At 72.0% G+C, this 21891-nt stretch carries 18 protein-coding genes, 1 tRNA gene and 1 pseudogene; 13 read left to right on the forward strand and 7 right to left on the reverse strand.

Translation table 11 applies throughout. From position 1 onward, the window contains the following. Positions 1-98 precede the first annotated feature (98 nt). Together prfA and IPQ09_00250 are read left to right on the forward strand one after the other, a co-directional pair. The gene (gene prfA / locus IPQ09_00245) at positions 99-1193 is read left to right on the forward strand and encodes a peptide chain release factor 1 (protein ID MBL0192651.1); all 1095 of its coding nucleotides are present in this window, start codon (positions 99-101) and stop codon (positions 1191-1193) included. Between the two features lie 12 nt (positions 1194-1205). Continuing rightward, entirely contained in the window at positions 1206-1664 is a 459-nt protein-coding gene (locus IPQ09_00250) for a hypothetical protein (protein MBL0192652.1), read from the forward strand. Positions 1665-1699: 35 nt separating this feature from the next. On the opposite strand, the gene IPQ09_00255 is transcribed toward IPQ09_00250, so the two are convergent. Next, the gene (locus tag IPQ09_00255) at positions 1700-2041 is read right to left on the reverse strand and encodes a histidine triad nucleotide-binding protein (GenBank protein ID MBL0192653.1); all 342 of its coding nucleotides are present in this window, start codon (positions 2039-2041) and stop codon (positions 1700-1702) included. 93 nt (positions 2042-2134) lie between these two features. Between IPQ09_00255 and IPQ09_00260 the strand changes: the two genes are divergently transcribed. Then, positions 2135-2794: a hypothetical protein gene (locus IPQ09_00260; GenBank protein MBL0192654.1), complete on the forward strand. Its 660-nt coding sequence runs from the start codon at positions 2135-2137 to the stop codon at positions 2792-2794. A gap of 42 nt (positions 2795-2836) precedes the next feature. On the opposite strand, the gene IPQ09_00265 is transcribed toward IPQ09_00260, so the two are convergent. Next, positions 2837-4813 carry a serine/threonine protein kinase gene (locus IPQ09_00265; protein ID MBL0192655.1) on the reverse strand — a complete coding sequence of 659 codons (1977 nt, stop codon included), beginning with the start codon at positions 4811-4813 and terminating at the stop codon, positions 2837-2839. Between the two features lie 56 nt (positions 4814-4869). On the opposite strand from IPQ09_00265, the gene IPQ09_00270 reads away from it, so the two are divergent. The 5 genes and pseudogenes from IPQ09_00270 to IPQ09_00290 all read left to right on the forward strand — a co-directional run bounded on the left by IPQ09_00270 (position 4870) and on the right by IPQ09_00290 (position 11384). Next, positions 4870-6624, forward strand: coding sequence for a hypothetical protein (locus IPQ09_00270; GenBank protein ID MBL0192656.1), 1755 nt, complete (start codon positions 4870-4872; stop codon positions 6622-6624). Next, entirely contained in the window at positions 6611-7657 is a 1047-nt protein-coding gene (locus IPQ09_00275; protein MBL0192657.1) for a hypothetical protein, read from the forward strand. Before IPQ09_00270 ends, IPQ09_00275 begins: the two co-directional genes overlap by 14 nt. A 110-nt stretch (positions 7658-7767) precedes the next feature. Beyond that, the gene (locus IPQ09_00280) at positions 7768-7965 is read left to right on the forward strand and encodes a hypothetical protein (GenBank protein MBL0192658.1); all 198 of its coding nucleotides are present in this window, start codon (positions 7768-7770) and stop codon (positions 7963-7965) included. 125 nt (positions 7966-8090) lie between these two features. Beyond that, positions 8091-9131: a DUF362 domain-containing protein gene (locus IPQ09_00285; protein MBL0192659.1), complete on the forward strand. Its 1041-nt coding sequence runs from the start codon at positions 8091-8093 to the stop codon at positions 9129-9131. 508 nt (positions 9132-9639) lie between these two features. Further along, positions 9640-11384, forward strand: a pseudogene (locus IPQ09_00290) (4Fe-4S binding protein). Positions 11385-12136: 752 nt separating this feature from the next. On the opposite strand, the gene IPQ09_00295 reads toward IPQ09_00290, so the two are convergent. Continuing rightward, a tRNA-His gene (locus tag IPQ09_00295) sits at positions 12137-12212 on the reverse strand. Positions 12213-12279: 67 nt separating this feature from the next. Next, positions 12280-13371 carry a hypothetical protein gene (locus IPQ09_00300; protein MBL0192660.1) on the reverse strand — a complete coding sequence of 364 codons (1092 nt, stop codon included), beginning with the start codon at positions 13369-13371 and terminating at the stop codon, positions 12280-12282. Positions 13372-13460: 89 nt separating this feature from the next. Between IPQ09_00300 and IPQ09_00305 the strand changes: the two genes are divergently transcribed. The 3 genes from IPQ09_00305 to IPQ09_00315 all read left to right on the forward strand — a co-directional run bounded on the left by IPQ09_00305 (position 13461) and on the right by IPQ09_00315 (position 16273). Next, a complete protein-coding gene (locus IPQ09_00305) occupies positions 13461-14288 on the forward strand; it encodes a protein kinase (protein MBL0192661.1) in 828 nt (275 codons plus the stop codon). Continuing rightward, on the forward strand, positions 14285-15475 hold the full coding sequence (locus tag IPQ09_00310) for a cystathionine gamma-synthase (GenBank protein ID MBL0192662.1): 1191 nt from the start codon (positions 14285-14287) through the stop codon (positions 15473-15475). The genes IPQ09_00305 and IPQ09_00310 overlap by 4 nt, the downstream gene beginning before the upstream one ends. Before the next feature lie 189 nt (positions 15476-15664). Next, positions 15665-16273 (forward strand): hypothetical protein, encoded by a 609-nt coding sequence (locus IPQ09_00315; GenBank protein ID MBL0192663.1) that lies wholly within the window; start codon positions 15665-15667, stop codon positions 16271-16273. A gap of 71 nt (positions 16274-16344) precedes the next feature. Here the strand turns inward: IPQ09_00315 and IPQ09_00320 are convergent, their stop codons facing one another. Further along, positions 16345-16848: a tetratricopeptide repeat protein gene (locus IPQ09_00320; GenBank protein MBL0192664.1), complete on the reverse strand. Its 504-nt coding sequence runs from the start codon at positions 16846-16848 to the stop codon at positions 16345-16347. A gap of 94 nt (positions 16849-16942) precedes the next feature. Further along, positions 16943-18307 carry a DUF4388 domain-containing protein gene (locus tag IPQ09_00325; protein MBL0192665.1) on the reverse strand — a complete coding sequence of 455 codons (1365 nt, stop codon included), beginning with the start codon at positions 18305-18307 and terminating at the stop codon, positions 16943-16945. Between the two features lie 495 nt (positions 18308-18802). On the opposite strand from IPQ09_00325, the gene IPQ09_00330 reads away from it, so the two are divergent. Next, positions 18803-19330 (forward strand): helix-turn-helix transcriptional regulator, encoded by a 528-nt coding sequence (locus IPQ09_00330; GenBank protein ID MBL0192666.1) that lies wholly within the window; start codon positions 18803-18805, stop codon positions 19328-19330. A gap of 73 nt (positions 19331-19403) precedes the next feature. Here IPQ09_00330 and IPQ09_00335 read toward each other — a convergent pair whose 3' ends face one another. Beyond that, positions 19404-20636, reverse strand: coding sequence for a serine/threonine protein kinase (locus IPQ09_00335; GenBank protein MBL0192667.1), 1233 nt, complete (start codon positions 20634-20636; stop codon positions 19404-19406). A 293-nt stretch (positions 20637-20929) separates the two neighbouring features. On the opposite strand from IPQ09_00335, the gene IPQ09_00340 reads away from it, so the two are divergent. Beyond that, positions 20930-21874 (forward strand): hypothetical protein, encoded by a 945-nt coding sequence (locus IPQ09_00340; GenBank protein ID MBL0192668.1) that lies wholly within the window; start codon positions 20930-20932, stop codon positions 21872-21874. The last annotated feature ends 17 nt before the right edge of the window (positions 21875-21891 follow it).

The raw sequence follows: 21891 nt of genomic DNA on the forward strand, positions 1-21891 counted from the left end.
GGCTTCGTTACAGGCAATTGCCGCGGCGAGCCGAGCGTTGGCCCTCGAATATCCGTCGACTTGATTGAAGCGAGCGACTAGACCCGCCGAGCGTTCGCATGTTGCCCCTCGATAAACTGGCCGATCTCTCGCGGCGTTTCCGCGACATGGACGAGCTGCTCTGCCAGCCCGACGTGCTCGCCGACCGCGCGCGCCTCGCCAACTTGAACCGCGAGCGCGGTGAGCTCGAGCCCATCGCCAACGCCTTCGCGCGCTACCAAGAGGCGCAGCGCCGGCTCGAGGAAGACCGCGAGGCCCTCGCGGATCCGGAGCTGCGGGAGCTCGTCGACGAGCACGAGATCCCCGCCCTCGAGGAGAAGGTCCTCGCGCTCGAGCTCGAGCTGCAGTTCCTGCTGCTACCCCAAGACCCGGACGACAAGAAGAACACGATCATCGAGATCCGCTCGGGCGAGGGCGGCGAAGAGGCCGCGCTCTTCGCGGCCGATCTGTTCCGCCTCTACTCGCGGTACTCCGAGGCGCGGGGCTGGCAGCTCGAGGTGCTCTCCCTCTCCGAGAGCGCCACGGGCGGCTACAAGGAGTGCATCTTCCTGCTCTCGGGCAAGGACGTCTACGCCCACATGCGCTTCGAGGGAGGCGTGCACCGCGTGCAGCGCGTCCCCGCCACCGAGAGCCAGGGGCGCATCCACACCTCGACGGCCACCGTGGCGGTGCTTCCCGAGGCGGACGAGGTCGAGGTGCAGATCGACGACAAGGACCTCGAGATCTCCATCGCCGCCAGCGGCGGTCCCGGCGGCCAGGGCGTCAACACCACGAACAGCGCGGTGCAGATCCTCCACAAGCCGTCCGGCCTCATCGTGAAGTGCCAAGACGAGCGCTCCCAGCTGAAGAACAAGGCGAAGGCGCTGAAGGTGCTGAAGAGCCGCCTGCTCGACATCGAGAAGGCGAAGCGAGACGCCGAGGTCAGCGCCGAGCGGCGCGGTATGGTCGGCACCGCCGAGCGCAGCCAGAAGATCCGCACCTACAATTTCCCCCAGAACCGCGTGAGCGATCACCGCATCCAGCTGACGCTCCACAAGCTCGATCGCGTGATGATGGGCGATCTTGAGGAGCTCATGACGGCGCTCCGCACCCACCGGCAGGCCACGATGCTCGAGGCGCAGAACGGCGCTGACGGCGGGGCTCACAAGGCGTGAGCTCGTGAGCGCGTGAACCGCGAGAGCCAGCCCTCCCTTCTTCGCGACGGCGCCCTCGAGGGCGCCGCGCTGACCGAAGCGCTCGCCGTGGCGATGACCGTGGCCCCGGGGCTCTACTCCCGCAATCGGTTCTTCGACCTGCACCGTCGCCCGGAGGTGCGGGCCGCGCGGCGACGCTCGGCGCTCCTCCGCGGCGCCCTCCGTCACCTCGAGCGAGCCGTGGAGCCCGCGCTCACGGCGCGGGGCGACGGGCTGTTCGAGCTCACCTACCGGCTCCCCGACGTCGACTTCAGGCGCCGCGTGACCGTGTCGGGGCTGGAGGTCGCGTGCCTCCGCTACCTGCTCGGGCGGCAGCGGCGCGCTCCATTCGGCGACACGCGCGACGCGCCCGAGGGCGAGGATCCCCGCGCGAGCGTGGAGGCCGCCATCGCGCGCCTCGGCCCGCCGCCGGCGACGCGCGCCGCGCGATAGCTACGTGCATTCTACATGCACGCGCGTGGCCCGCTTCAGCCGGGCGGCCAGCTGAGCGCGCGGCCGCCGAGCACGTGCACGTGCAGGTGGAACACGGTCTGTCCGCCGTCGTCACCGTTGTTGATTACGAGCCGGTAACCCGAGCCGCCGAGGCCGAGCCGCTCGGCCACCTCTCGCGCGCCGAGGACTACCGCGCCGAGGAGCGCGGCGTGCTCGCCCGTGGCCTCGTGCACTCTCTCGAGGTGCACCTTCGGGATGACGAGCGCGTGCGAGGGGGCGACCGGCCGAACGTCACGAAAGGCGAGCACGTGGTCGTCCTCGTACACGATGTCGGCGGGGATCTTCTTCGAGACGATGTTGCAAAAGAGGCAGCCCATGCTGGCAGGGTACCTCCCGAGCGCACATCTGTCGCGCCGCGCGGGCGCGCGCGGGACGTACGCCCAGCGTGACTGGGCTGGTAGGCTCGACGCATGGTGAAGCACGATCTTGGCGGCGGACGCGCGATCTCGGCGGAGCGCGCGGCGGAGAAGCTGAACCTCCGCGCGGGGCTCCCTGGCGCGTTCCTCTTCGACCAAGCCGCGCACGCGCTGCGGCGCGCTCGACCCACGCTCCCGCTCGAGGCGCGACTCGATCTCGCCCTCGCGTCGAGCTGGCTCGTGAACTCGCCCGCGCCCTCCCCCGCCCTCCGCGCGCTGGCGACGCCCCCATGGCGCGAGGTGCTGCTCGCGCTCGCCTTGGCCCTCGAGGCGCTCCCGGACGAGCCGGTCGCCGGTTCGCCCGAGCTCGCCGAGATCGCGGCGGCGGTCGACCAGCTCTCCGAGGCGCTCGGAACGCGGCGCGCGCAGGGCACCGAGGCGCTCTCCAAGCTGCTCGCGCTCCTCGTCCCCGAGTGCGTGCCGCTCCTGCCCGAGCCGGCGTGCCGGCACTTGCTGGGCGAGCCGCCGCTAGCGCAAGGCGCGCGCTTCATCGGCGCGTTGCTGGTGTTTCGACGCGCGACGAACGCGCTCTACGGCGAGCTCGTCGCGGTGGCGCGCGACCACGACGCGGCCGTGCTGGACGCGGCCCAGGTGCTCGATCGGGTGCTGTGGTTCGACTCCGAGGGTCACGCCCACTTCCCGCCGCTCGAGTGACGACCGAGGACTCGACGCCGCAGCCCACTGCACGCGGTGGGCTCAGTCGAACGCGGCGAGCCCGGCCGCGGTGAGCACCTCGACCGCGCGGAGCAGCTCGGGGGCGGCGGCGCCCGACTGCGCGCCGAGGCGCAGCACCTCGCGAAGCGCGAGGGGAGGATCGAGGAGCGCGCGGAGCGCCGACACGCTCGCGGGCCACGTGACCCCGACGAGCTCGCGCGGCGTCGGGCGGCTCCGCAAGGTACGGCTCAAGTGGCCGCGGTAGCGGTCGAGCGGCACGTTCCCGGGCATCTCCGCTTCGAGGCCGGCGACCAGCAGCTGCGGCAGGTCGAGGTCGAGCGGGAACTCGACGTGGGCCGCGGTGCGGTCGCGATAGAACGACACCTTGCCGAAGCGCCACGTGAAGAGGTCGGCGACGCGATCGCGCCCTTGCTCGCGGATCGCGCGGAAGATCTCGACGGCGTCGACGAGGCCGAGCGAGATGAGCGTGTCGCCCATGCGGCCCTGGTACCGAGGGAGGATGCCGAGGGCGAGATCGAGCTCTTCGCGCGCGAGCTTGCCGCGGCGCACGAGGTACTCGCCGAGCAGCTCGGTCGCGTTCGTCGAGGCGACGTGATGCAGCCGGCCGGCCTGGAAATAGAGCTCTTTGCGCATGGGCGCCGCGCCGCCCCCGGCGCCGCGCTCGGCGAAGAGAACGCCCGAGAGGCGCTCCCGCAGCACGGGCATGAGCACCGCCAACATGCCCATTTCGGACAGCTCGCCCTGAAACTGGGGCAGGCCAGGGTCGAGGGCTCCGCTCGCGGTGGCGGTGGAGGGCGGCAGGAAGCGCGCGAGCTCGCCGATGTCACGCAGCGGCTTGAGGCCCGTGCCGGCGTAGTTCACGCGATCGCGCTCGGCGAGCTCGCCCGTGGAGATCGCCTCGACGAGGTGGGCAAACGAGATCGGCCCCATCAGGCGCCCGTCAGCGGTGACGACGAACGAGGGCTCGAGCACGTACTCGCTGGTCTTGCGGAGCTGGGGATCGCTCACGCGCGTAGCCTGCGCTTCCACCGCCCGAGCGCGACCAGGCGTCACCGCGCTGAGCTCGCGGCTGGGGGCGCCGGCCTGCGTGGCGCGCACGAGGGCCGAGAGCTCGGTGATCGCGGCTTGAGGCGGGCTCTCGAAGGGGGCGAGCCGGGCGGCGAGCTCGGACGCCGTCCCGAAACGCCGATCGGGCGCCTTCGAGAGGGCGCGCTCGAGCACGTCGAAGAGCCCCTTGGGGAGGGAGTGTCGCGCCGACTCGAGGACGTCGAGCTTGCAGTCGCGAATCGCGAGCAGCACGGCGAGCTGCCCGCCGCCCGCGAAGAGCGGGACACCGAGGAGCATCTCGGTGAGCACGGCGGCGAGGCTGAAGAGATCGGCCCGGTGATCGGCGGGGTCGCCCTTCACCTGCTCGGGGGCGAGGTACGCGTACTTCCCCTTCAGGGTGTTGCCCGCCTCGCTGCGCATCGACGCGCGAGAGGACGAGTGCGCAATGCCAAAATCACCAAGCTTTACGCGACCATCCACCGAGAAGTAGATGTTCGATGGGCTCACGTCGCGGTGCACGATGTGGAGCGGCGCCCCGTTGGCGTCCCGCGCGGTGTGCGCGCTGGCGAGCGCGCGCAGGACCTCGCGGGCGATGTAGACCGCGACCCCGACGGGGAGCGTGCGGCCCTCCTGCTTCAACCGGCGGAGCAGGCGGTAACCGTCGACGCCGTCGACGTGCTCGAGGGCGAGGAACGGCTCGCCGGTCGCCTCGTCGACGCCGGCGAAGTAGACGCGGACGACGTTCTCGTGGCGGATCGACGCGTGCAGCCGCGCCTCGAGGTCGAACATGGACCTCGCGCTGGGCTCGGCGAGCATGTGCGGTAGCAGGCGCTTGACGACGACCCGCTCGGGCAGATCGCCGCCGGGCTCCGCGGGGCGCGCCGTGTGCACCTCCGCCGTACCGCCGACGGCCAACCGAGCCTCGAGAACGAACGGACCGAACCTCCGCATCAGGGTGGAACGGTAGCACGCGGCCGATCTCACGGACGATTCGACTCTGTCGTGGAATGGGCGATTTGTTCCGGCGGTTGCGGTATGAAGGCCGCGCCGGCTCGGGCAGCGCGCGCAGCGCGCCGCGCGCGCACGGCGTTCGCAGGGAGGTGTCGCTCGTGAGGCTCTTCGCAAGCCCGTTTCGCCCGCTCGGCCTGTTCACGTCGCGCGCAGCGATCGCCGCGGCGCTGACAGGGGTCTTCGCGCTGGCCGCCTGCGACGGCTGTCGCCCTCCGACGACGGAGCCGGCACGCACCCGCGACGAGCGGCCCACTGTGCGGCTCTACTTGGTGTCGGACCTCGCCGGCGCCCTCGAGCCCTGCGGCTGCGTGAAGGACCAGCTCGGGGGGATGGACCACTTCGGTGCGCTCGTACGAGCCGAGGAGGCGTCCGCCGCCGCCTACGCGACGCTCACGGCGGGCCCGCTCTTCTTCATGGACCCCGACGTCACGGCCGACAAGCGCGGCCAAGACGTCGCGAAGGCCGAGACCATCGCGAAGGCGCTCGCGTCGCTGCGACTCGCGGGGTTCGCACCGGCGCGGAACGAGTGGGCCGCCGGCGACCAGACCCTCGCGTCGCTGCGCGAGGCCAGCGGCGCGCCGCTCTTGTTCGCCAACGCGACCCCCGCGGCGGGCCCGCGCACGGCCACCTCGGTCAAGGAGCTCGGCGGGGTCAAGGTGGGCCTCTTGGGGGTCTCGGCGCCCTCTCGCGCACGTGAGGGCAAGCCGCTGAGCGAGCCGAAGGACGGCCCGATCCAAGAGGCGGTGGGCGCGGCGCTCGCGGAGCTCGAGAAGCAGGGCGCGCAGGTGGTCGTGCTGCTCGCCTCGATCGGCCGCGGGGAGGCGAAGCGCCTCGCCGACGCGTTCCCGAAGCTCCTCGCGATCCTCGTGGGCTCACCCGGCGGCGCGGGCGAGGCGAACACGCAGGCGGCGCCCATCGAGCGCGTCGGTGACGTGCTCCTCGTGGAGACCGGCAACCACCTCCAGACCGTCGGCGTCCTCGACCTCTTCGTGCGCGACGGCAGCATGGCGTTCGCGGACGGCGCCGGGCTCGAGGCCACCCGCAAGCGCGAGGCGCTCAGCGCGCGCATCGACGACCTCCGGAAGAAGATCGCGACCTGGGAGACCGATCCCTCCGTGGCGAAGGCCGACATCGAGGCCCGTCGCGCCGAGGTCGCGAAGCTCGAGCAAGAGCGGGCCGTCCTCGACAAGTCGCCCACGCCCGCGAAGGGGAGCTTCTACCGATACGCCCTGCGCGAGGTGCGCACGACGCTCGGCACCGACAAACTCATCACCGACAAGCTCTCCGCCTATTACAAGCGCGTGAACGACGAGAACAAGCGCGCGTTCGCGGGTCGCACCCCTCGCCCCACGGCCGCCGACGAGCCCGCGTACGTGGGCATCGACGTCTGCTCGGCCTGCCACGCCGACGCGCGCAAGGTGTGGAACGGCACGGCCCACAGCCGCGCCTACAAGACCCTCGAGGACGGCTTCAAGGAGTTCAACCTCGACTGCGTGTCGTGCCACGTCACGGGCTACGAGCGCCCCGGCGGCAGCACGGTCACCGCCGTCGCCGCGCTGAAGAACGTGCAGTGCGAGGTGTGCCACGGCGCGGGTTCGCTCCACGTGAAGGCGCCGGCGCGCGTGCACGTGCCGGTTCCGAAGCCGAGCGGTGACACCTGCCTCTCGTGCCATCACCCGCCCCACGTGCACGAGTTCGACGCGAAGACCAAGCTCTCGGGCGTGCTCGGACCAGGACATGGCCGCAAGTAGGCCGTCAGCGAGCGCGAGATCGAGGGCGCACGCGCTCTCCCTCGCGTGCAGCGCCGCGGCGCTCGGTGGGCTCGGCCTCACGCCTCGCCCCGCGCGCGCCGAGACCCCGCCGACCACGCTCGAGCGAGCCATGGCCGAGCTCGAGACCGAGAGCTTCGCGGAGGCGTGCCCACTACTCCAGCGCGCCTTCGACGAGGTGCCGGCGCCCGCCACGCTCGCGCTCGCGGCCGACTGCCTCGACCGGGGCGGGCGCCTCGCGTCGGCCCATGCAACCTACACGCGTCTCCTCGCGCGCGAGGGCGGCTCGCTCCCGGAGGCGACCCGCGAGCGCGCCCGCAGCCGGCTCGCGGAGCTCGGCCCGCGCCGCTCGCGGCTCACCGTCCGCCTGCCGCCCGATCTCCGCGCGACCCCGGCGCTTGGCGTGTGGATCGACGGCGCGGCCGTCCCGCGCGACCGGTGGGACGCGCCTCACCCGCGGGACGGCGGCCCGGTCACCGTGCGCGTCGCGGCGAGAGACCTCGCCTTCACCGCCACGGTCGCGCTCGCCGCCGAGGGCGACGACCTCGTGGTCGACGTGCCGAGCCTCGCGGGGCTGACGAGCTCGCGCGTCGCGCGGGTCGAGCTCTCGCCGCGTGCCCTCGGGCGTGCGCCCGCCGTGGGGTACCTGGTCGACGAGGGCAACCTCGGCCCCGCGAAGCTCACGGGCGCGGCGCTGGTCGCGGGCGGCGGGCTCGCGGCGATCACGGGCGTGGTGCTCGGCGTGCTCGCGAAGGCCGATCACAGCCGGGCCGCGACGCTCTGCGAGGCCAACCGGTGCGCCGACCGCGCGCAGGTGGACGCGGCCGCCGACGCGCGCGCCAAGGGCGACGTGGGCACGGTCGTGGGGCTCGCCGGCCTCGGCCTCGTGGCGGGCGGCGCCGCGCTCTTCTGGCTCGCGCCGGCTCGGACGCCCGAAGGGGTCGCCAACTCACGCACGAGCCTCTCCGTGGCGGCCCGCGGGCTCGGCGTCGTCGCCGAGGGCTCGTTCCGGTGAGGCCCACCAGGCCGCGGATACGCTCCCGTCGTCCGTGCGGCGCCGCATCGCGACCGGCTGCTCGGGCGCCTTGGGCCGCCGCGCTGCTGGCGTGCGCGGCCTGCAACGCGGTGTTCGGGCTCGACCCGCTGACCTACGAGGAGCCGACGCGCCGCGCGCCCCCGAGCGAGGCCGACGCGGAAGCGGGCGCCGACGCCAGCGACGCGAGCACCGACGCGTCGCCCGACTCGATCCCCGACGCGCCCCTCGACGGCGCGCGCCCCGACAGCGGCTCGCTCGAAGCGAGCGCCGACGCGTCGCCCGAGTAGCTCATCCATGGCAGCCCGAGGATTCGCGCCGCGCCTGTGTGAGGCCGCGATCGAGGGCGAATTCTGCGGGGAAATGCGCGTCCACGAGTTGCCTCTGTCTTCCATTCGGCGCTAAGAGAACTCCCATGGCAACCAAGCCCACGCCGCCGCCGCCGCTCGCAGACGAGGCCGCGCGGGACTCTCGCGCCTCTCGCCCGTCGCGTCGAGAGGCGCTCACCCGCGTCGGCGCGGCCGCCGGCGTGCTCGGCGGCGCGGCGCTCCTCGGGCGAGGCGTGTGGGACAAGGGCGGCTTCGGCGCTCGCGACGGTCAGGGCGACCGCCAGGTGCGCGACTTCCGCGGCAAGGCGAACGAAGACGCCGATCTCTCCATCGCGCGTGGCCCCAAAGGTGACGAGAACGCCAGCGCCGACGACGTGGTGCGCAGGGCGGTCGCCGCGCTCGGCGGCATGAAGCGCTTCGTGTCGCGCGGCGACGTGGTCGTCGTGAAGCCCAACATCGGGTGGGATCGCATGCCGATCCACGCGGCCAACACGAACCCCGACGTCGTGGGGACGGTCGTGCAGCTCGCCTTCGAGGCCGGCGCCAAGCGGGTCGTCGTGGCCGACGGGAGCTGCAACGACCCCGATCGGTGCTTCCAGCGCTCGGGCATCTGGCGCAAGGCGCACAGCCTCGGCGCCGAGGTCGTGCTCCCGCTCCAGCACCGCTTCCGCTCCACGCGTATTCGCGGCGAGGTGCTCGACGAGTGGCCCATCTTCACCACGCTGGTCGAGGCCGACAAGGTCATCAACGTGCCGGTGGCGAAGCACCACAACCTCGCGAAGTACACGGCGGCCATGAAGAACTGGTACGGCGTGCTCGGCGGACGGCGAAATCGCCTCCACCAGAACATCGACGTGTCGATCGCCGATCTGGCGACCTTCATGCGCCCGACCCTCACCGTGGTCGACGCGATGCGAGTGCTCATGCGCAACGGCCCGCAGGGCGGCAACATCGACGACACGAAGGTGATGAACACCGTCATCGCCGCCATCGATCAGGTCGCCGCCGACGCGCTCGGCTGCACCCTCATCGGCCAGACACGCGAGAACCTGCCGTACCTGAAGATGGCCCACGAACGCGGCATCGGCACGATGAACTGGGAGAGCCTCCGAGTGAAGGAGGTCTAGGGTGAGCCGCGAATCTTTGCATTCTGCACGCTCCTCGCAGGGAACCGCCCGCGGGGATCGCGCAGCGCAACAAGCGGGCGCGCCGCACGCGGCCGTGGTGCTCGACGTCACCGCGCTCGAAGCCACGGCGGCCGACGATCTCTCGAGCGGCCACGCCGCGCCTATCCCTTGGAAGACCGGCGAGGTCGGGGTCGTCGCCGCGCTCGATCAGAGCACGACGGTGACGCTGGTCGCGCCCGCACCCACGCGGACCCAGGGAACGTCCTCGGCGTCGCGCTCACCCACGGTCGACCCCACGGCGTGCACCACCACGCCGCCGAAGCCCGCGGGCGGCTGCGGCTCGAGCGGCTGCGGCACCGGCGGGTGCGGGAGCACCGCGAAGAAGCACGCCTCGGCGGTCGCCGAGCGCGCACCAGGCCCCGCTGGCTCTCCGGCTCCGGGCTCCCCGAGCGGTAGCGCGGGCGGCGGCGGCGGCGGCGGCGCGCGCAAGGCGACCGGCCCGAGCCTCGTGGACAAACTCCGCGCGAAGCTGAACCCGAAGCGCGCGGGCTCGGGCTTGCCGGCCCGGCCCATCATCCGCGGCCTCGTGTGGGCGCGGCGCGTGTCGCAGGCAGGCTTCTTCAGCCTGTTCATGTACTTCCTGTTCCAGACCGGCTTCCGGGGCAATTTCGCGGCCCAGGCCGACCAGGCCGTGCGCCTGCCGCTGCCGGTCGAGGCGTTCTTGCTGGCCGATCCGTTCGTCGGCGCCATGACCGTGCTCTCGACCCACACGGTCTACCGCGGCCTCCTCTGGAGCCTCGGGCTGCTCGGGCTCACGCTGCTCGTGGGGCGCGTGTTCTGCGGGTGGATCTGCCCGTTCGGCACGCTCCACCACTTCTTCGCGTGGATCCTCCCTTCCCCGAAGGGCCGCGGCGCGTCGCGCGTGGAGGCCAACAAGACCCACGGCTACCAGCGCGCGAAGTACTACCTCATGTACGCGTTCCTGCTCGCGAGCGTCGCGGGCAGCGCCATCGGCGGCATGATGGATCCCATCTGCGTGGCGGTGCGCTCGATCGGCCTCGGGGTCATCCCGGCCGCGCAATACCTCACGTCGCGTGGGCTCGGCGCCGCGCAGAACGTACCGTCGCGGCCGCTCCAGGGCGCCGCCGACCACACGCAGGACTTCCTCGCGCAGGCCGTCTGGCAGAACAAGCAGTTCTACTTTCACCAGACCTGGCTCATCGTCTTTCTGCTCGTCGCGATCCTGTTCATGAACCGGTTCGTGCCGCGCTTCTGGTGCCGCGTGCTCTGCCCGCTCGGCGCGTTCCTCGGTGTGTTCGCGCGGTTCGCGCTGTTCGGCATGGAGAAAGACCATGCAAAGTGCACCGATTGCAACCTGTGCCTCGTGAACTGCCAGGGCGCCGACAGCCCGCAGGGCGGCGTGAAGTGGCGCCAGGACGAGTGCCACATGTGCATGAACTGCGAGGCGTCCTGCCCCGAGGACGTCATCAAGTTCCGCTTCTTGCCGAACCGCAAGAGCGCGATCGTGAAGCCCGACACCGACCGTCGCACCCTGCTCGCCACGGTCGCGGCCGGCGCCGCCGCCATCCCCGCGATGCGCATCGCCGACTCGCTCGACGTGAACTACCACTCCAAGGTGATCCGCCCCCGGGCGCGGTGGAGGAGCGGGCGTTCCTCGAGCGGTGCATCCGCTGCGCCGAGTGCATGAAGGTGTGCCCGAACAACGCGCTCCACCCCGCGTTGTTCGAGGCCGGCGTCGAGGGCCTGTGGACGCCCATCCTCATCCCGCGCATCGGCTACTGCGAGCACTCGTGCGTGCTCTGCGGGCAGGTGTGCCCGACCGGCGCCATCCAGAAGATCACCGAGAAGGAGAAGCTCGGCCAGGGCACGCCGCCGGTGAAGATCGGCACCGCCTTCTACGACCACGGCCGCTGCCTCCCGTGGAGCATGCAGACCCCCTGCATCGTGTGCGAGGAGTTCTGCCCCACCTCCCCCAAGGCCATCTGGGTCGAAGAGGTCGAGGCGCCCATGCGCGAGAAGACCCCCGGCCCGAACGGCGCCGAGCCGGCGATGAAGCAGGTGAAGCTCCAGCGACCGCACGTCGATCCGAGCCTCTGCATCGGCTGCGGCGCGTGCGAGAAGGTCTGCCCCGTGCAAGACCAGCCGGCCGTGTACATCACGAGCGTGGGCGAGACGCGGTCGAAGACCAACGTCATCCTGCTCGAGTCCACGAACTACAACCAGAAGTCGTAGCCCGCGCGGGGTCTTCCGCCGCACCTCGCTGACGGCGGCCCTGCGCGGGCGGACCCTGGCCGCGCTGCGCCACTCCGCGCTCGGTGACTTCTTCGCCACCGCCGTCGCGCTGAGGGTCGCGCGCCGGACGAGGTGCACGTCGTGGTCGGCCACGCCTGGTGGGACTGGTCGGACGCGCCCGAGGAACCCGACGATCCGGCGCGCTGGCCGCTGCGCGCCATCGCGGTCGTCTTCGAGCCCGACCGGCCTCCGTGGGACGAGGATGATCAGCTCCTCGAGGCCCCGAAGCGAATGGCCAAGGCCAAGCCACCTGCCGGGGGTCGAGCGCACGTCGCCCCACGGCGTTGTCGCGTTGCGCTGGACGCGCGACCCGTGCGACCTCGCGGCGGCCGAAGCCGCGTCCGCGGCGCATATCGCGGGGATTCTGAAGACCGCGCCCGCGAGGGAGCCTTAGCAGCCCGTTGATAAACTCCCGTCGCCCCCGCGCCGCCGCATCGGCACGGGCTGCGTTGCGATCCTCCGGTGCCTGCTCACCTGCAAAAGCAGGCTCCGCGGGCTCCTCGGATCGCGCCTTGCCTGATGCCGCGCGGACGACGCGCGGGCTCGGTCCGTTTATCAACAGGCTGTTAGCCGTCGAGCGTGCGCTCTTCGTCGCTTCGCGCACCGAGGAGTCCGACGATTCGGTCGGCGCCATCGCGCCGACGCAGTCCGCTTCCGTCTCGCTGCTTATCCCTGCAAGTGCCCGGAATCTTTGGGGTGACCGACGGGGATTGAACCCGCGACAGCTGGAGCCACAATCCAGCGCTCTACCAACTGAGCTACGGCCACGAAGCGTGGCGAACCATAGTCGTGACGCGCGTGGGTGCAACCAAATTCGGCAGCGCGGGCGCGTCGTTCAGAACGGGACGCCCTTGGCGAAGTCGGCGTCGATGGTCGTGGCCATCTTGGTGACCTCGGCCACGTTGTCGGTGAGCAGGCCCACCTCGCGGTTCTTCAACAGCGCGGTGAACGTGAAGTTCTGCGAGCCGACGTAGGCGCGCGCGCGATCGACGATGATGGCCTTGGCGTGGATGTCGGGCGTGCCAACCTTCACGATGGGTATGCCGGCCGCCTTGAGCGCCGCGAGGGCGGTGACCTGCCCGGGAGAGCCGTCCTGGTCGTTCAGGATGATGCGCACCGTGCGCCCCAGCTTCTTCGCGGCGATGAGCGTCTCGACGATCTGGGTGTCGGCCAGCGACTCGCCCTCGAGGTCGATCTGCGAGGTGGCGGTGCGCATGAGGGCCACGAGGCGTCGCTGCGCGTCGACCGGCGTCGCGGAGCCGGGGGACACCACGAGCTTGCCTGGCAAGTCTACGGACTTGTTCGAAAAGTCAGCCTGGAGAATGGCCACGAGCTCCGCCACCTCGGCGGCGCCGGTGACGCGCACGAGGTACTCGCGGTTCTCGGTCGGGCTCGTCTGCGTGAGGTTCATGGTCATGATCCAGCCCACGGTGCCGTCGAGGACGAGGATCTTCGAGTGCGTGAAGGAGAACACCGACGGCGCGTAGACCACCTCGACTCCAGCCGCCTTCAGCTCGTTGAAGGTGCCGGCGTTGGCGTTGCCGCCCTGCGGGAAGGTCTGGTTCAGGATGACGCGGACCTGGCGCCCCTGCTGCTTGGCGGTCTTCAGCGCGCCGATGACCGCGCTGTTCGTGAGCTGGTACATCTCCATGTGGATGGAGGTCTTCGCGCCCTTGATCGCGTCGAGGATCGACTGCCCGCGATCGCTCGGCATGACCTGCACGCTGAGCTCGGAGCTGTACGCGAGGGGCGTCTCGACGCCACCCTCCGGGAGCGGGATGGGCGGGACATCCGGCGCGTCGGCGTCGGCCGTCGCGGTGGTCGTGGGGACGGTGGTGGGGGCGGGCTTCAGCGGGTCGGAGCTGCACGCGCTCGCGCCGACACCGAACCCCACGAGCAGCGACAAAAAGATAAGCGTACGCTTCACTTCGCAGAGGATGTACCGGCGACCAGGGGAGGGCCAGCGAAAACGCGCCCCTCCGCAGGCGAGCGAGCTCGACCATACGTCATGCGGCCATGACTCACCTCCACAGCCCCGACGGGTACTCGATCGATGGGCCGCTGCACGCGGGGCGCTTCTTCGTCGTCTTTCGCGTCGCCCGGGGCGACGAGGTCTTCGTGTGCAAGCGCCCCACGCCCAGGTTCGCGGGCGACGGGGCAGCGGCCGCGCTGCTCGAAACGGAGGCGCGAGCCCTCGAGAGGCTCGCGGGCGCCGCCGCGCCGACCGTGGTGGCGTCGGGCGACGACCCACGGGGCCCTTACCTCGTGACCACGCTGGCGCCGGGCGTCCCCCTCGCGCCGTCGGGGCCAGCCGGCGCGACCGACCCCGAGGCGACGATCGCCCACGTCCTCCGCGCCCTCGCGGTCGTGCACGCCGCGGGAGTGGCCCACGGCGACGTGAGCCCCTCGAACGTGCTCGTGCGCGGCGCCGACGTCACGCTCATCGACTTCGCGCTCGCGCGCTTCCCCGCGGACGCGAGCGCGCGCGCGCCGACCGCGGGGGACTTCCGGGGCACCGTGCTCTACGCCGCCCCAGAGCTCGCGCGCGGCGAGGCCGCCAACTACGCGAGCGACGTGTTCGGTGCGGCGGCGTGCCTGCTCCACGTGGTCACGGGCCTACCGCCGCGGCGCTCGAGCTCGCTGCCGATGGGGCTCGTCGAGGCCGCCGAGGAGCCCGTCGCCCCTGCCCTCGTCCACGCGCTCGAGCGAGCCGCGCCCGCGCTCGGCCCCTGGCTCGCGCGCGCGCTCGCGACGGAGCCCGGCGCGAGGCCTTCGGCGGCCGACATCGCGGGCGAAGCGAGTGTTCTCCTCGGCGAGCGCCTTCGTGGTAGTCGAAGCGCATGAGCTCGGCAGGCGCGAAGTTCTACACGAAGCTCGAGACGAAATTCGACACGCTGTGCATCCACGCGGGCCAGGCGCCCGACCCGATCCACGGCGCCGTGATGACGCCCATCGTGCTCGCGAGCACGTTCGCCCAAGACGGCCCAGGCGGCCACAAGGACTACGACTACTCCCGCGCCGGCAACCCCACGCGCACGGCGCTCGAGGGCTGCCTCGCCGCCCTCGAGGGCGCGAAGCACGGTCTCGCCTTCGGCTCGGGCTGCGGCGCGGCCACCACGCTCTTGCTCACCCTGAAGAGCGGCGATCACGTGCTCGTGTGCGACGACGTGTACGGCGGCACGTTCCGCATTTTCGACAGAGTCCTGAAGCAGTTCGGCGTCGAGGCCACGTTCCTCGACATGGCCGACCCCGCCCGCGTGCGCGCGGCCGTACGCCCCAACACGAAGATGATCTGGCTCGAGACCCCCTCGAACCCGATGCTGAAGATCTTCGACATCGCCGCCATCGCGGACATCGCGCGCGCCTCGTCGCTCACCCTCGCGGTCGACAACACGTTCGCGACGCCGGCCCTCCAGAGCCCGCTCGCGCTGGGCGCCACGGTGGTCGTGCACTCGACCACCAAGTACCTGAATGGCCACTCCGACGTCGTCGGCGGCGCCGTCATGACGAGCGACGACGCCACGGCGGACCGCCTCCGCTTCCTCCAGAAGTCGGTGGGGGCCGTTCCGAGCCCGTTCGACTGCTACCTCGTGCTGCGCGGCCTGAAGACCCTTGGCGTCCGCATGCGACAGCACGTGCGGGCTGCGGAGACCCTCTCCCGCTTCTTGGAGGCGCACCCCCAGGTGCGCCGCGTGCACTACCCGGGCCTTCCGTCCCACCCCGGACACAAGATCGCGACCCGGCAGATGAGAGGGTTCGGCGGCATGATGAGCCTGGACCTCCGAGGTGGCCTGCCCGCCGCCACGGCCTTCCTCAAGGCGCTCGAGATCTTCGTCTGCGCGGAGAGCCTAGGCGGCGTCGAGTCGCTCGCCGAGCACCCGGCCATCATGACCCACGCGAGCGTCCCAAAGGACGCGCGCGACGCGCTCGGCATCGGCGACGGCCTGATCCGCCTCTCCTGTGGCCTGGAGGACATCGGCGACCTGCAGGCCGACCTCGAGCGCGGGTTCCACGCCGCCGCGGCCGCCTGAGCGCCGCCGGGCGCACCGGACGTTTGGTGCCCCGCCCCGAATGGAGCTAAAGTCGCCCTTACAGCTCTAGGCCAGGTCGCGGACAACCGTCGTCGTTCTGGCACGTTACCGCCACCCGTCGTTCCGCGAGGTCCGACCACCGCTTCGCTTCGCTCGCTTGCTTCTGCCAAGGTCTCAGGAGAACCATCCATGCGCCCAGCTGCTCGTTCGCTCATTCGGTCCTGCCTCGCGCTCACCGTCCCGCTGGGGCTCCTGGTGGCGTGCTCCGATCCGGTGCCGGCCATTCCTCGGGTCATCATCGACTCGCAGATTCGCCCTGGCACCAACGGCCAGCAGGTGTGCGGCATCTCGTCCCGGGAGTGGATCACGATCGGCAACTTCGGAGGCGTCGGCACCGCGCCGCGGCCGGTCGAGACCGATCAGACCGAGGGCAGCGGCACAGTCACGGTCGCGTGCAGCGTCCTCGCCGAGGGCGAGGGCTTCCGGGTGAACGCGTCGGCGACGGTGTCCGGCGCAGAAGCGGGTACGGTCAGCATCACCGGCTTGTTCGCGTCGGCCCGCGTGCCCCAGCAGAACATCACCGTCATCTTCAGCCGCCGGGACTTCGGGCGCTTCGAGCAGAAGGACTGCGTGGCCACCTACGACGTCAACGCGAACGCGGGCGTCGCCTCCGGTCGCGTGTGGGCGAAGGTCATCTGCCCGAAGGCCGTGAGCACCGACAACGGCGAGAAGAAGTGCGAGACCGAGGCCCAGTTCCGCTTCGAGAACTGCGAGCAGGCCGCCCCCGCCGCGAAGTAACCATCGCGACGCTACCTTGCGTGGTCGCCGCCCGCCTCGCGGGCGGCGGCCACGTCGTTTTCTTGCGGGCGCTACTTGCGCTTTCCGGTGGCCATGTCGGCCAAGACGGCCCGCACCTCGGTCGCGACCTCGAACTCGGCGCCCGCTTCGAGGAACGCCTCGAGGTGCCGCCGCGCCGCAGCGTCGTCGCCCCGCGCGAGGTGCGCCATGCCGAGCGCGTAGAGCGCGTCGGCGTCGCCAGGCGCCTGGTCGAGCGCCCGGTTGCCCTCGGCGATCGCCTCCTTGACCTCGCCGAGCTGACGCAGGACGTGGCAGAGCGCGACGTGGGCGCCGAGGTGCTCCGGCGCGACGAGCACGCACGCACGGTAGGCGTCCCGCGAGGCGGCCACCTCGCCACACTCGTAGAGCGCCTGGCCCATGAAGAAGTAGGCGTAGGCGTTCTTGGCGTCGGCCTTCACGACGTCGCGGAGGAGGCCAAGCGCCTCGCGAAAACGCTCCTCGTGGAGCAGCTCGACGGCCTCATCCACGGCCTCCCAGCGGGCGTGGTCGACGGGTGCGGGTCTCTCTTGGGGCATCGGGCGGCATACCACGGGGCGGCGGCCGCGTGGAAGGGACTCGGCGCGCAGCACCTGCCATGCCGAGTCGCCTCGAGGACGAACGGACGGCCCTTCAGCGGAGGCCGAGCTTCGCCTTGATGCGCGCGACGTTCGCCTTCGAGCGCTCGTCGGCCGGGGCGAGCGCGAGCGACTCCTCGAAGAGCCTGAGCGCCTGGTGGAGGTCCCGGCGCAGGTATGCCTCGGTGGCGCGCTCGCGGAGGATGGTCGCGCTCTGCGACGGGAGCGAGCCGCTCGAGGCGGGCGGCGGGGGCGGCGCCCCGAGCGGGGGGGCGTGCGCGGGCGCGTGCGGGGCCGGTCCGCTCACCGGCGCCCCTTGGCGCGGCGGCGCGAGGGGCGTGCCGAACGCCGGGACTCGGGGCGGAGGCGAGGGCGCGACGCGCGCGGAGCCTGGTGGTTCGGGGAGGGGCCGTCGCTTCTGCACTTGCGTGCGCGCCGCGTCATCGACGACAGCGCCGGGCGGCTCGTACGCGAAGTCATCGAGCGTCCGCCCAGACGCGGGGGGCTCGGAGGCCCTCGCCCGCAGGGAGTGCGACTCGAGCGGCGCGGACGGCGCAGCAGCCCGATCGGAGAGGATTCGGCCGTCTTCCAGGCGGGGCGCACGGCTGGAGGGTCGGGAGGCCAGAGGCTCCCACTCGGAGCCGAACGGAGCACGCTCATGGGACGCGGCGTGCGCGACGGGCGCCGCGACGGGCGGCACCGACGTGCGGCGGCGGGGTTTCGGCGCCTCCCACTCGGTGCGCTCCTCGACGGCGGCGGGCACCGCGAGGGACTCGGGCGGAGGGGGCGCAGACGTGGCGCGGAGAGAAGAGCTGTCGCGTCGCCGCGCTTCCTCCTGCGTCGGGCGCCGCATCGAGGGGAGCGTGCGGTGGCTGTCGCGCCGCCGAGCCGCCGCGGGGGCGGCGCGCGGGACGACCGGCGGCAGCGACACGTGCGGGGTCGCGTCCATGGGCGGGGGCAACAAGCCGGCGTGGTCGCCGCTCGCGCTCGGCCCGCGCTGCGCGTTCTCGACGAACGCGTCGAACGCGTCAAACCCGCCGAGCGCGGCGTCGAGATCTTCGTCGCCACCGCCGAGCTCGGCGTCCTGCCGCCGCGCAGCCTCGATGAGGAGCGACTCCCAGGTCGCCTCGGCGAGGCTCGGGTGGATGGAGCCCGTCGAGCGCTCGCTCACGACGCGCACGGTGTACCGCCCGTGGCGCTGCTGCATGAGCTGGAAGAACGCCTCGAGGCCTACGCGACCAAAGGCGACGCACCGTACGACGCGCCCGCCGTGCACGACGAGGCGCCCGACCTGAGCGCCGTCGAAGGTGACGTCGATCTCGCGGCTGTTCCGCGCCGCGCAGAAAAGCTGGACCAACTCGGGCAACGCGACGTCCCCGAGCTCTCCCTCCAGCACCACCCTGGCCACGTTGAGGCCCATCCGCACCCAAAGTAACGCTCTTCGAAGGCCGGCGCCATGGCCCAAAGGCGCCGCCGACACGAGCCTCGCTCACCGCGGCCCCCACATCGACCGAGCTCGAGGCTCACGAGACCTCGCCGCACCAGCACGTCGCGGCCCGTATCGAGCGTGCCCGTGTGCCCAGGAGCGCCGACGTGTGCAACGAGCGCGACACCTGTGCAACGAGCGCGACACCTGTGCAGCGAGCGCGACACCTGTGCGGCCCGTGCGACCTGTGCGGTGTCTCGGTGCGCGCACGCTTCGTATCGCGGCGGTCCGCCGCGGGGCGTGTCGCTACGACCGGCACGAACCTTGCTGAAGTGCGTCCATGTCGCAGGAGCGCGAATCATGACTTTGCGACGGAGCCACGGCGCGCCTCGCTCGCCGCGTTCGACGAAGCGGAGGGGTGCCTCGCCCGCGCGAACAAGCCACGAGGCGACGCCGTCGCCTCCGTCGGCCGAACGATCGGAGAGAGACATGGACGACCTGAACCACGAACGCGACGCGAGCGCGCTGCAGGCCGCGCTGGACGCCCTCGGAGCGCCCGCGTTCGTCACCGATCGCGCTGGCCGACTGCACGAGGCGAACGGGGCCGCGCGGGCCATGGACGCCGCGGACCGTCAGGCCGTCGTCGCTGCGCTGCGCGACGTCGCGCTCCAGCGCCCGAGCGCCTTCGAGTTCCGGGTCACGCGCCTCCGGCGGCCCTTCGGCGCGCCGAACGAGGAGCCGCTCGGCTACCTCGCCGTGCTCGAGTCCGGCGCGCAGGTTGGACGCGCCGGCGCCTCCGGGCGGATCGCGGCGGCGACGGTGCAGTGGGGGCTCACCCGCCGGCAGGCCGAGGTGCTGGCGCACGTCGCGCGTGGCCTCGCCACCGAGGAGGTCGCGGCGTCCATCGGGATCGCGGGGCGCACGGTCGAGCACCACCTCACGGCGGTGTTCGACAAGGCCGGCGTCGTCGGGCGGGCGGCCCTGGTCGCCGCGTTGCTCGAGATCGCGCCGCGCTGACGGTAACGGGGCCATTGCCCGGCTCACCTCCGCGGGTGTCGAGCCGCGATGATAGGTCTGATGTTACGTCGCGTCACTCCGCTTCGCGGCGAGGGTCGCGGGGGCCGTCGGGCTTCCTGTGCACCTCGGTCAGGCCCGCGCGCCCCGGGCGGTCGGAGCCCGAGGTCTGCGAGCGCGGCGCAGGTCGAAGCGACTCGACGAGCGCCTCGCGCAGCAGTCCCTCAGGGGTTGGCTCCTCGCGCGGATCGGGCCGCCTCGACGCCGAGGCGGCGGGCGGGACCGACCTGCGCCCCGGCGTCGACCCGCTTGCGCCGTTCTCCGTGTTTGCGGCGGTCGCGGCGCTCGCGCCGTCCGCGGGGGGCGGGAGCGTGGGCGCCGTCGAGGCGGCCGCGTTGTCGAGCAACCGCGCGGCGACGCCCGCGCTGCTTCGGTCGCTCTGCGCGGCGAACGGCGCGAGCGCGGCGGCGAGCACCGCGATGTCCGAGAAGCGGTCGGCCGGCGTCGAGCGCAGACAGCGCAACACCACGTCGTCCAGGCCGTGGGGAACCTCCGGGCGAACCTCTCGCAACCGCCGAGGGGCCCCCATGAGCACCGCGGAGAGCATGTGCGCGGTCGACGCGCCGTCGAACGGTCGCGCGCCCGCGAGCAGCTCGTAGAGCGCGGCGCCGAGCCCCCACTGGTCGGTCCTCGCGTCCACGTGCATGGGCGAGATGAGCTGCTCGGGAGAGCGGTAGGCACCGGACCGCGCCGCGCTGCACGAGAGACCATCGGCGCTCGCCGCGCCGAAGCCGAGCACTTTCACTCGCGGGCGCTTCCCCGGCCGCTCGGCAAGGAAGAGGCGGCGGAGCCGCAGGCTGCCGTGCACCACACGCGCCCCGTGCGCCTCGGCCAGCGCCTCGCAGGTCTCGAGCGCGTAGCGCAGCGCCTCCTCGACGGGGAGCGGCCCACGCGCCTGCGCTACGGTGGCGAGATCGTGCCCCGTCAGGTATTCGAAGACGAGGAGAGGGCGCCCGTCGTCGAGCTGCTCGACGTCGAGCAGCTGCACGGTGTGGTCGCCCCTCAACCGCGCGGCGGTGCGCGCCTCGCGTGCGAACCGCGACGGAGCGTTGTCGCCGTCGAGCCCCGCGGGGCGCGGCAGCTTCAACGCCACGCGCTGATCGAGGTGCAGGTGCATGGCCACGACCGCGCACCCCTCGCCCTGCCCCTCGCCCTGCCCCTCGCCCTGCCCCTCGCCCCCAGAGCTGAGGGCGCCTTCGACTCGATACTTCCGCGCGACGATCGTCCCTGGTGCGGGCGCTCGACTCATGGGCCCTCCCCTCTCCTTCGCGTTGGCGCCGCAGCCTGACCGCGGCACCACGCGCCCCCTCGGTCCACGCCGAGCACTTGCATCATGCACGGTCGAGCTGCAGCCGCCAATGGCGCCTTCCCGCAAGACGCGAGACGGTCTAATTCGACCAGGCGCCCAGCCGCGGCGCACGGCGCCCTTTCGAGGCCCGGCCGCCGTCTGCTACCCTCTCGCGCATGGTGGGAAAGGCGAGCACGGCGACCGAGGCGAGCACGGCGAGCGGCGCGGCCACACCGCCCGGCAAGCCCAGGGCGATGTGGCTCGCGCTCGGCGTGGTCGCGCTCGGCCTCGGGGGCCTCATGATGCCCATCAAGTCCGAGCTTCCGCCCAGCAGCGCGACGAAGGTGCCCCGAATGGATCTCTCCTCGTTCTCCGGCGCGAAGCCGGCCAGGCCGCTGCGTCTCCTCTTCGTGCACCACTCGTCGGGCGGGCAGCTCTTCGCCGACAAGGGCGCCGAGAACGAGCGCGCGAACTGCATCCTCGAGACCCACCCGAACGGCGGCGGCTTACGCAAGCGCCTGACCGGAATGGGCTACGAGGTGCACGAGGCCTCCTACGGGAGCGAGGTCGGCGATAAAACAGACCTCTTCGACTGGAAGCCCAAGTTCTCGCAGAAGATGGAGAAGGTCCTCACGGTCGATGAAAACGACCGGTTCCTCGCGGCGGGCAAGAAGCACGACGTGGTCATGTTCAAGTCCTGCTACCCGAACAACCGCTTCGTGACCCGCGGCGAGGGTCCGGGCGACCCCGCCGGCCCCGAGCTCACCGTGGTGAACGCGAAGGCGACGCTCCGCGCGCTCCTCGACGACTTCAAGAAGCACCCCGACACGCTCTTCGTGTACGTGACCGCGCCGCCGAACGCGCCGCCCGGCAGCGAACGAGCCTTCAAGGTGGTCCTGAAGAAGCTCACGGGGAAGCCCACCGCGGCCGAAGCGGCGCGCGAGCGCGGGCAGCTCGCCCGCGAGCTCAACCAGTGGGTCGTCGCCAGCGACGGATGGCTCAAAGACTACCCCCTGAAGAACGTCGCCGCGTTCGACTACTACGACGTGCTCACGGGCCAGGGGCGCTCCGATCTCACGCTCTACCCCACGGGCGACGGCACCGACGAGCACCCCTCGTCGGAAGGAAACACGAAGGCCGCCGAGGCGTTCCCCGAGCTGCTCAACCGGGCGGTGCGCCGCGCCGGCCTCTCCGACTGAGCCCCGCGAAGACCTCT

It is taken from the genome of Myxococcales bacterium, assembly GCA_016720545.1.
GTDB lineage: Bacteria > Myxococcota_A > Polyangia > Polyangiales > Polyangiaceae > JAAFHV01.

Bases quoted from the DNA above. Each gene is read 5' to 3' on its own strand.
- prfA (MBL0192651.1), top strand. From the start codon at position 99: ATGTTGCCCCTCGATAAACTGGCCGATCTCTCGCGGCGTTTCCGCGAC.
- IPQ09_00255 (MBL0192653.1), bottom strand. From the start codon at position 2,041: ATGGGCTGCCTCTTTTGCAACATCGTCTCGAAGAAGATCCCCGCCGAC.
- IPQ09_00260 (MBL0192654.1), top strand. From the start codon at position 2,135: ATGGTGAAGCACGATCTTGGCGGCGGACGCGCGATCTCGGCGGAGCGC.
- IPQ09_00265 (MBL0192655.1), bottom strand. From the start codon at position 4,813: ATGCGGAGGTTCGGTCCGTTCGTTCTCGAGGCTCGGTTGGCCGTCGGC.
- IPQ09_00270 (MBL0192656.1), top strand. From the start codon at position 4,870: ATGGGCGATTTGTTCCGGCGGTTGCGGTATGAAGGCCGCGCCGGCTCG.
- IPQ09_00275 (MBL0192657.1), top strand. From the start codon at position 6,611: ATGGCCGCAAGTAGGCCGTCAGCGAGCGCGAGATCGAGGGCGCACGCG.
- IPQ09_00285 (MBL0192659.1), top strand. From the start codon at position 8,091: ATGGCAACCAAGCCCACGCCGCCGCCGCCGCTCGCAGACGAGGCCGCG.
- IPQ09_00305 (MBL0192661.1), top strand. From the start codon at position 13,461: ATGACTCACCTCCACAGCCCCGACGGGTACTCGATCGATGGGCCGCTG.
- IPQ09_00310 (MBL0192662.1), top strand. From the start codon at position 14,285: ATGAGCTCGGCAGGCGCGAAGTTCTACACGAAGCTCGAGACGAAATTC.
- IPQ09_00315 (MBL0192663.1), top strand. From the start codon at position 15,665: ATGCGCCCAGCTGCTCGTTCGCTCATTCGGTCCTGCCTCGCGCTCACC.
- IPQ09_00320 (MBL0192664.1), bottom strand. From the start codon at position 16,848: ATGCCCCAAGAGAGACCCGCACCCGTCGACCACGCCCGCTGGGAGGCC.
- IPQ09_00325 (MBL0192665.1), bottom strand. From the start codon at position 18,307: ATGGGCCTCAACGTGGCCAGGGTGGTGCTGGAGGGAGAGCTCGGGGAC.
- IPQ09_00330 (MBL0192666.1), top strand. From the start codon at position 18,803: ATGGACGACCTGAACCACGAACGCGACGCGAGCGCGCTGCAGGCCGCG.
- IPQ09_00335 (MBL0192667.1), bottom strand. From the start codon at position 20,636: ATGAGTCGAGCGCCCGCACCAGGGACGATCGTCGCGCGGAAGTATCGA.
- IPQ09_00340 (MBL0192668.1), top strand. From the start codon at position 20,930: ATGTGGCTCGCGCTCGGCGTGGTCGCGCTCGGCCTCGGGGGCCTCATG.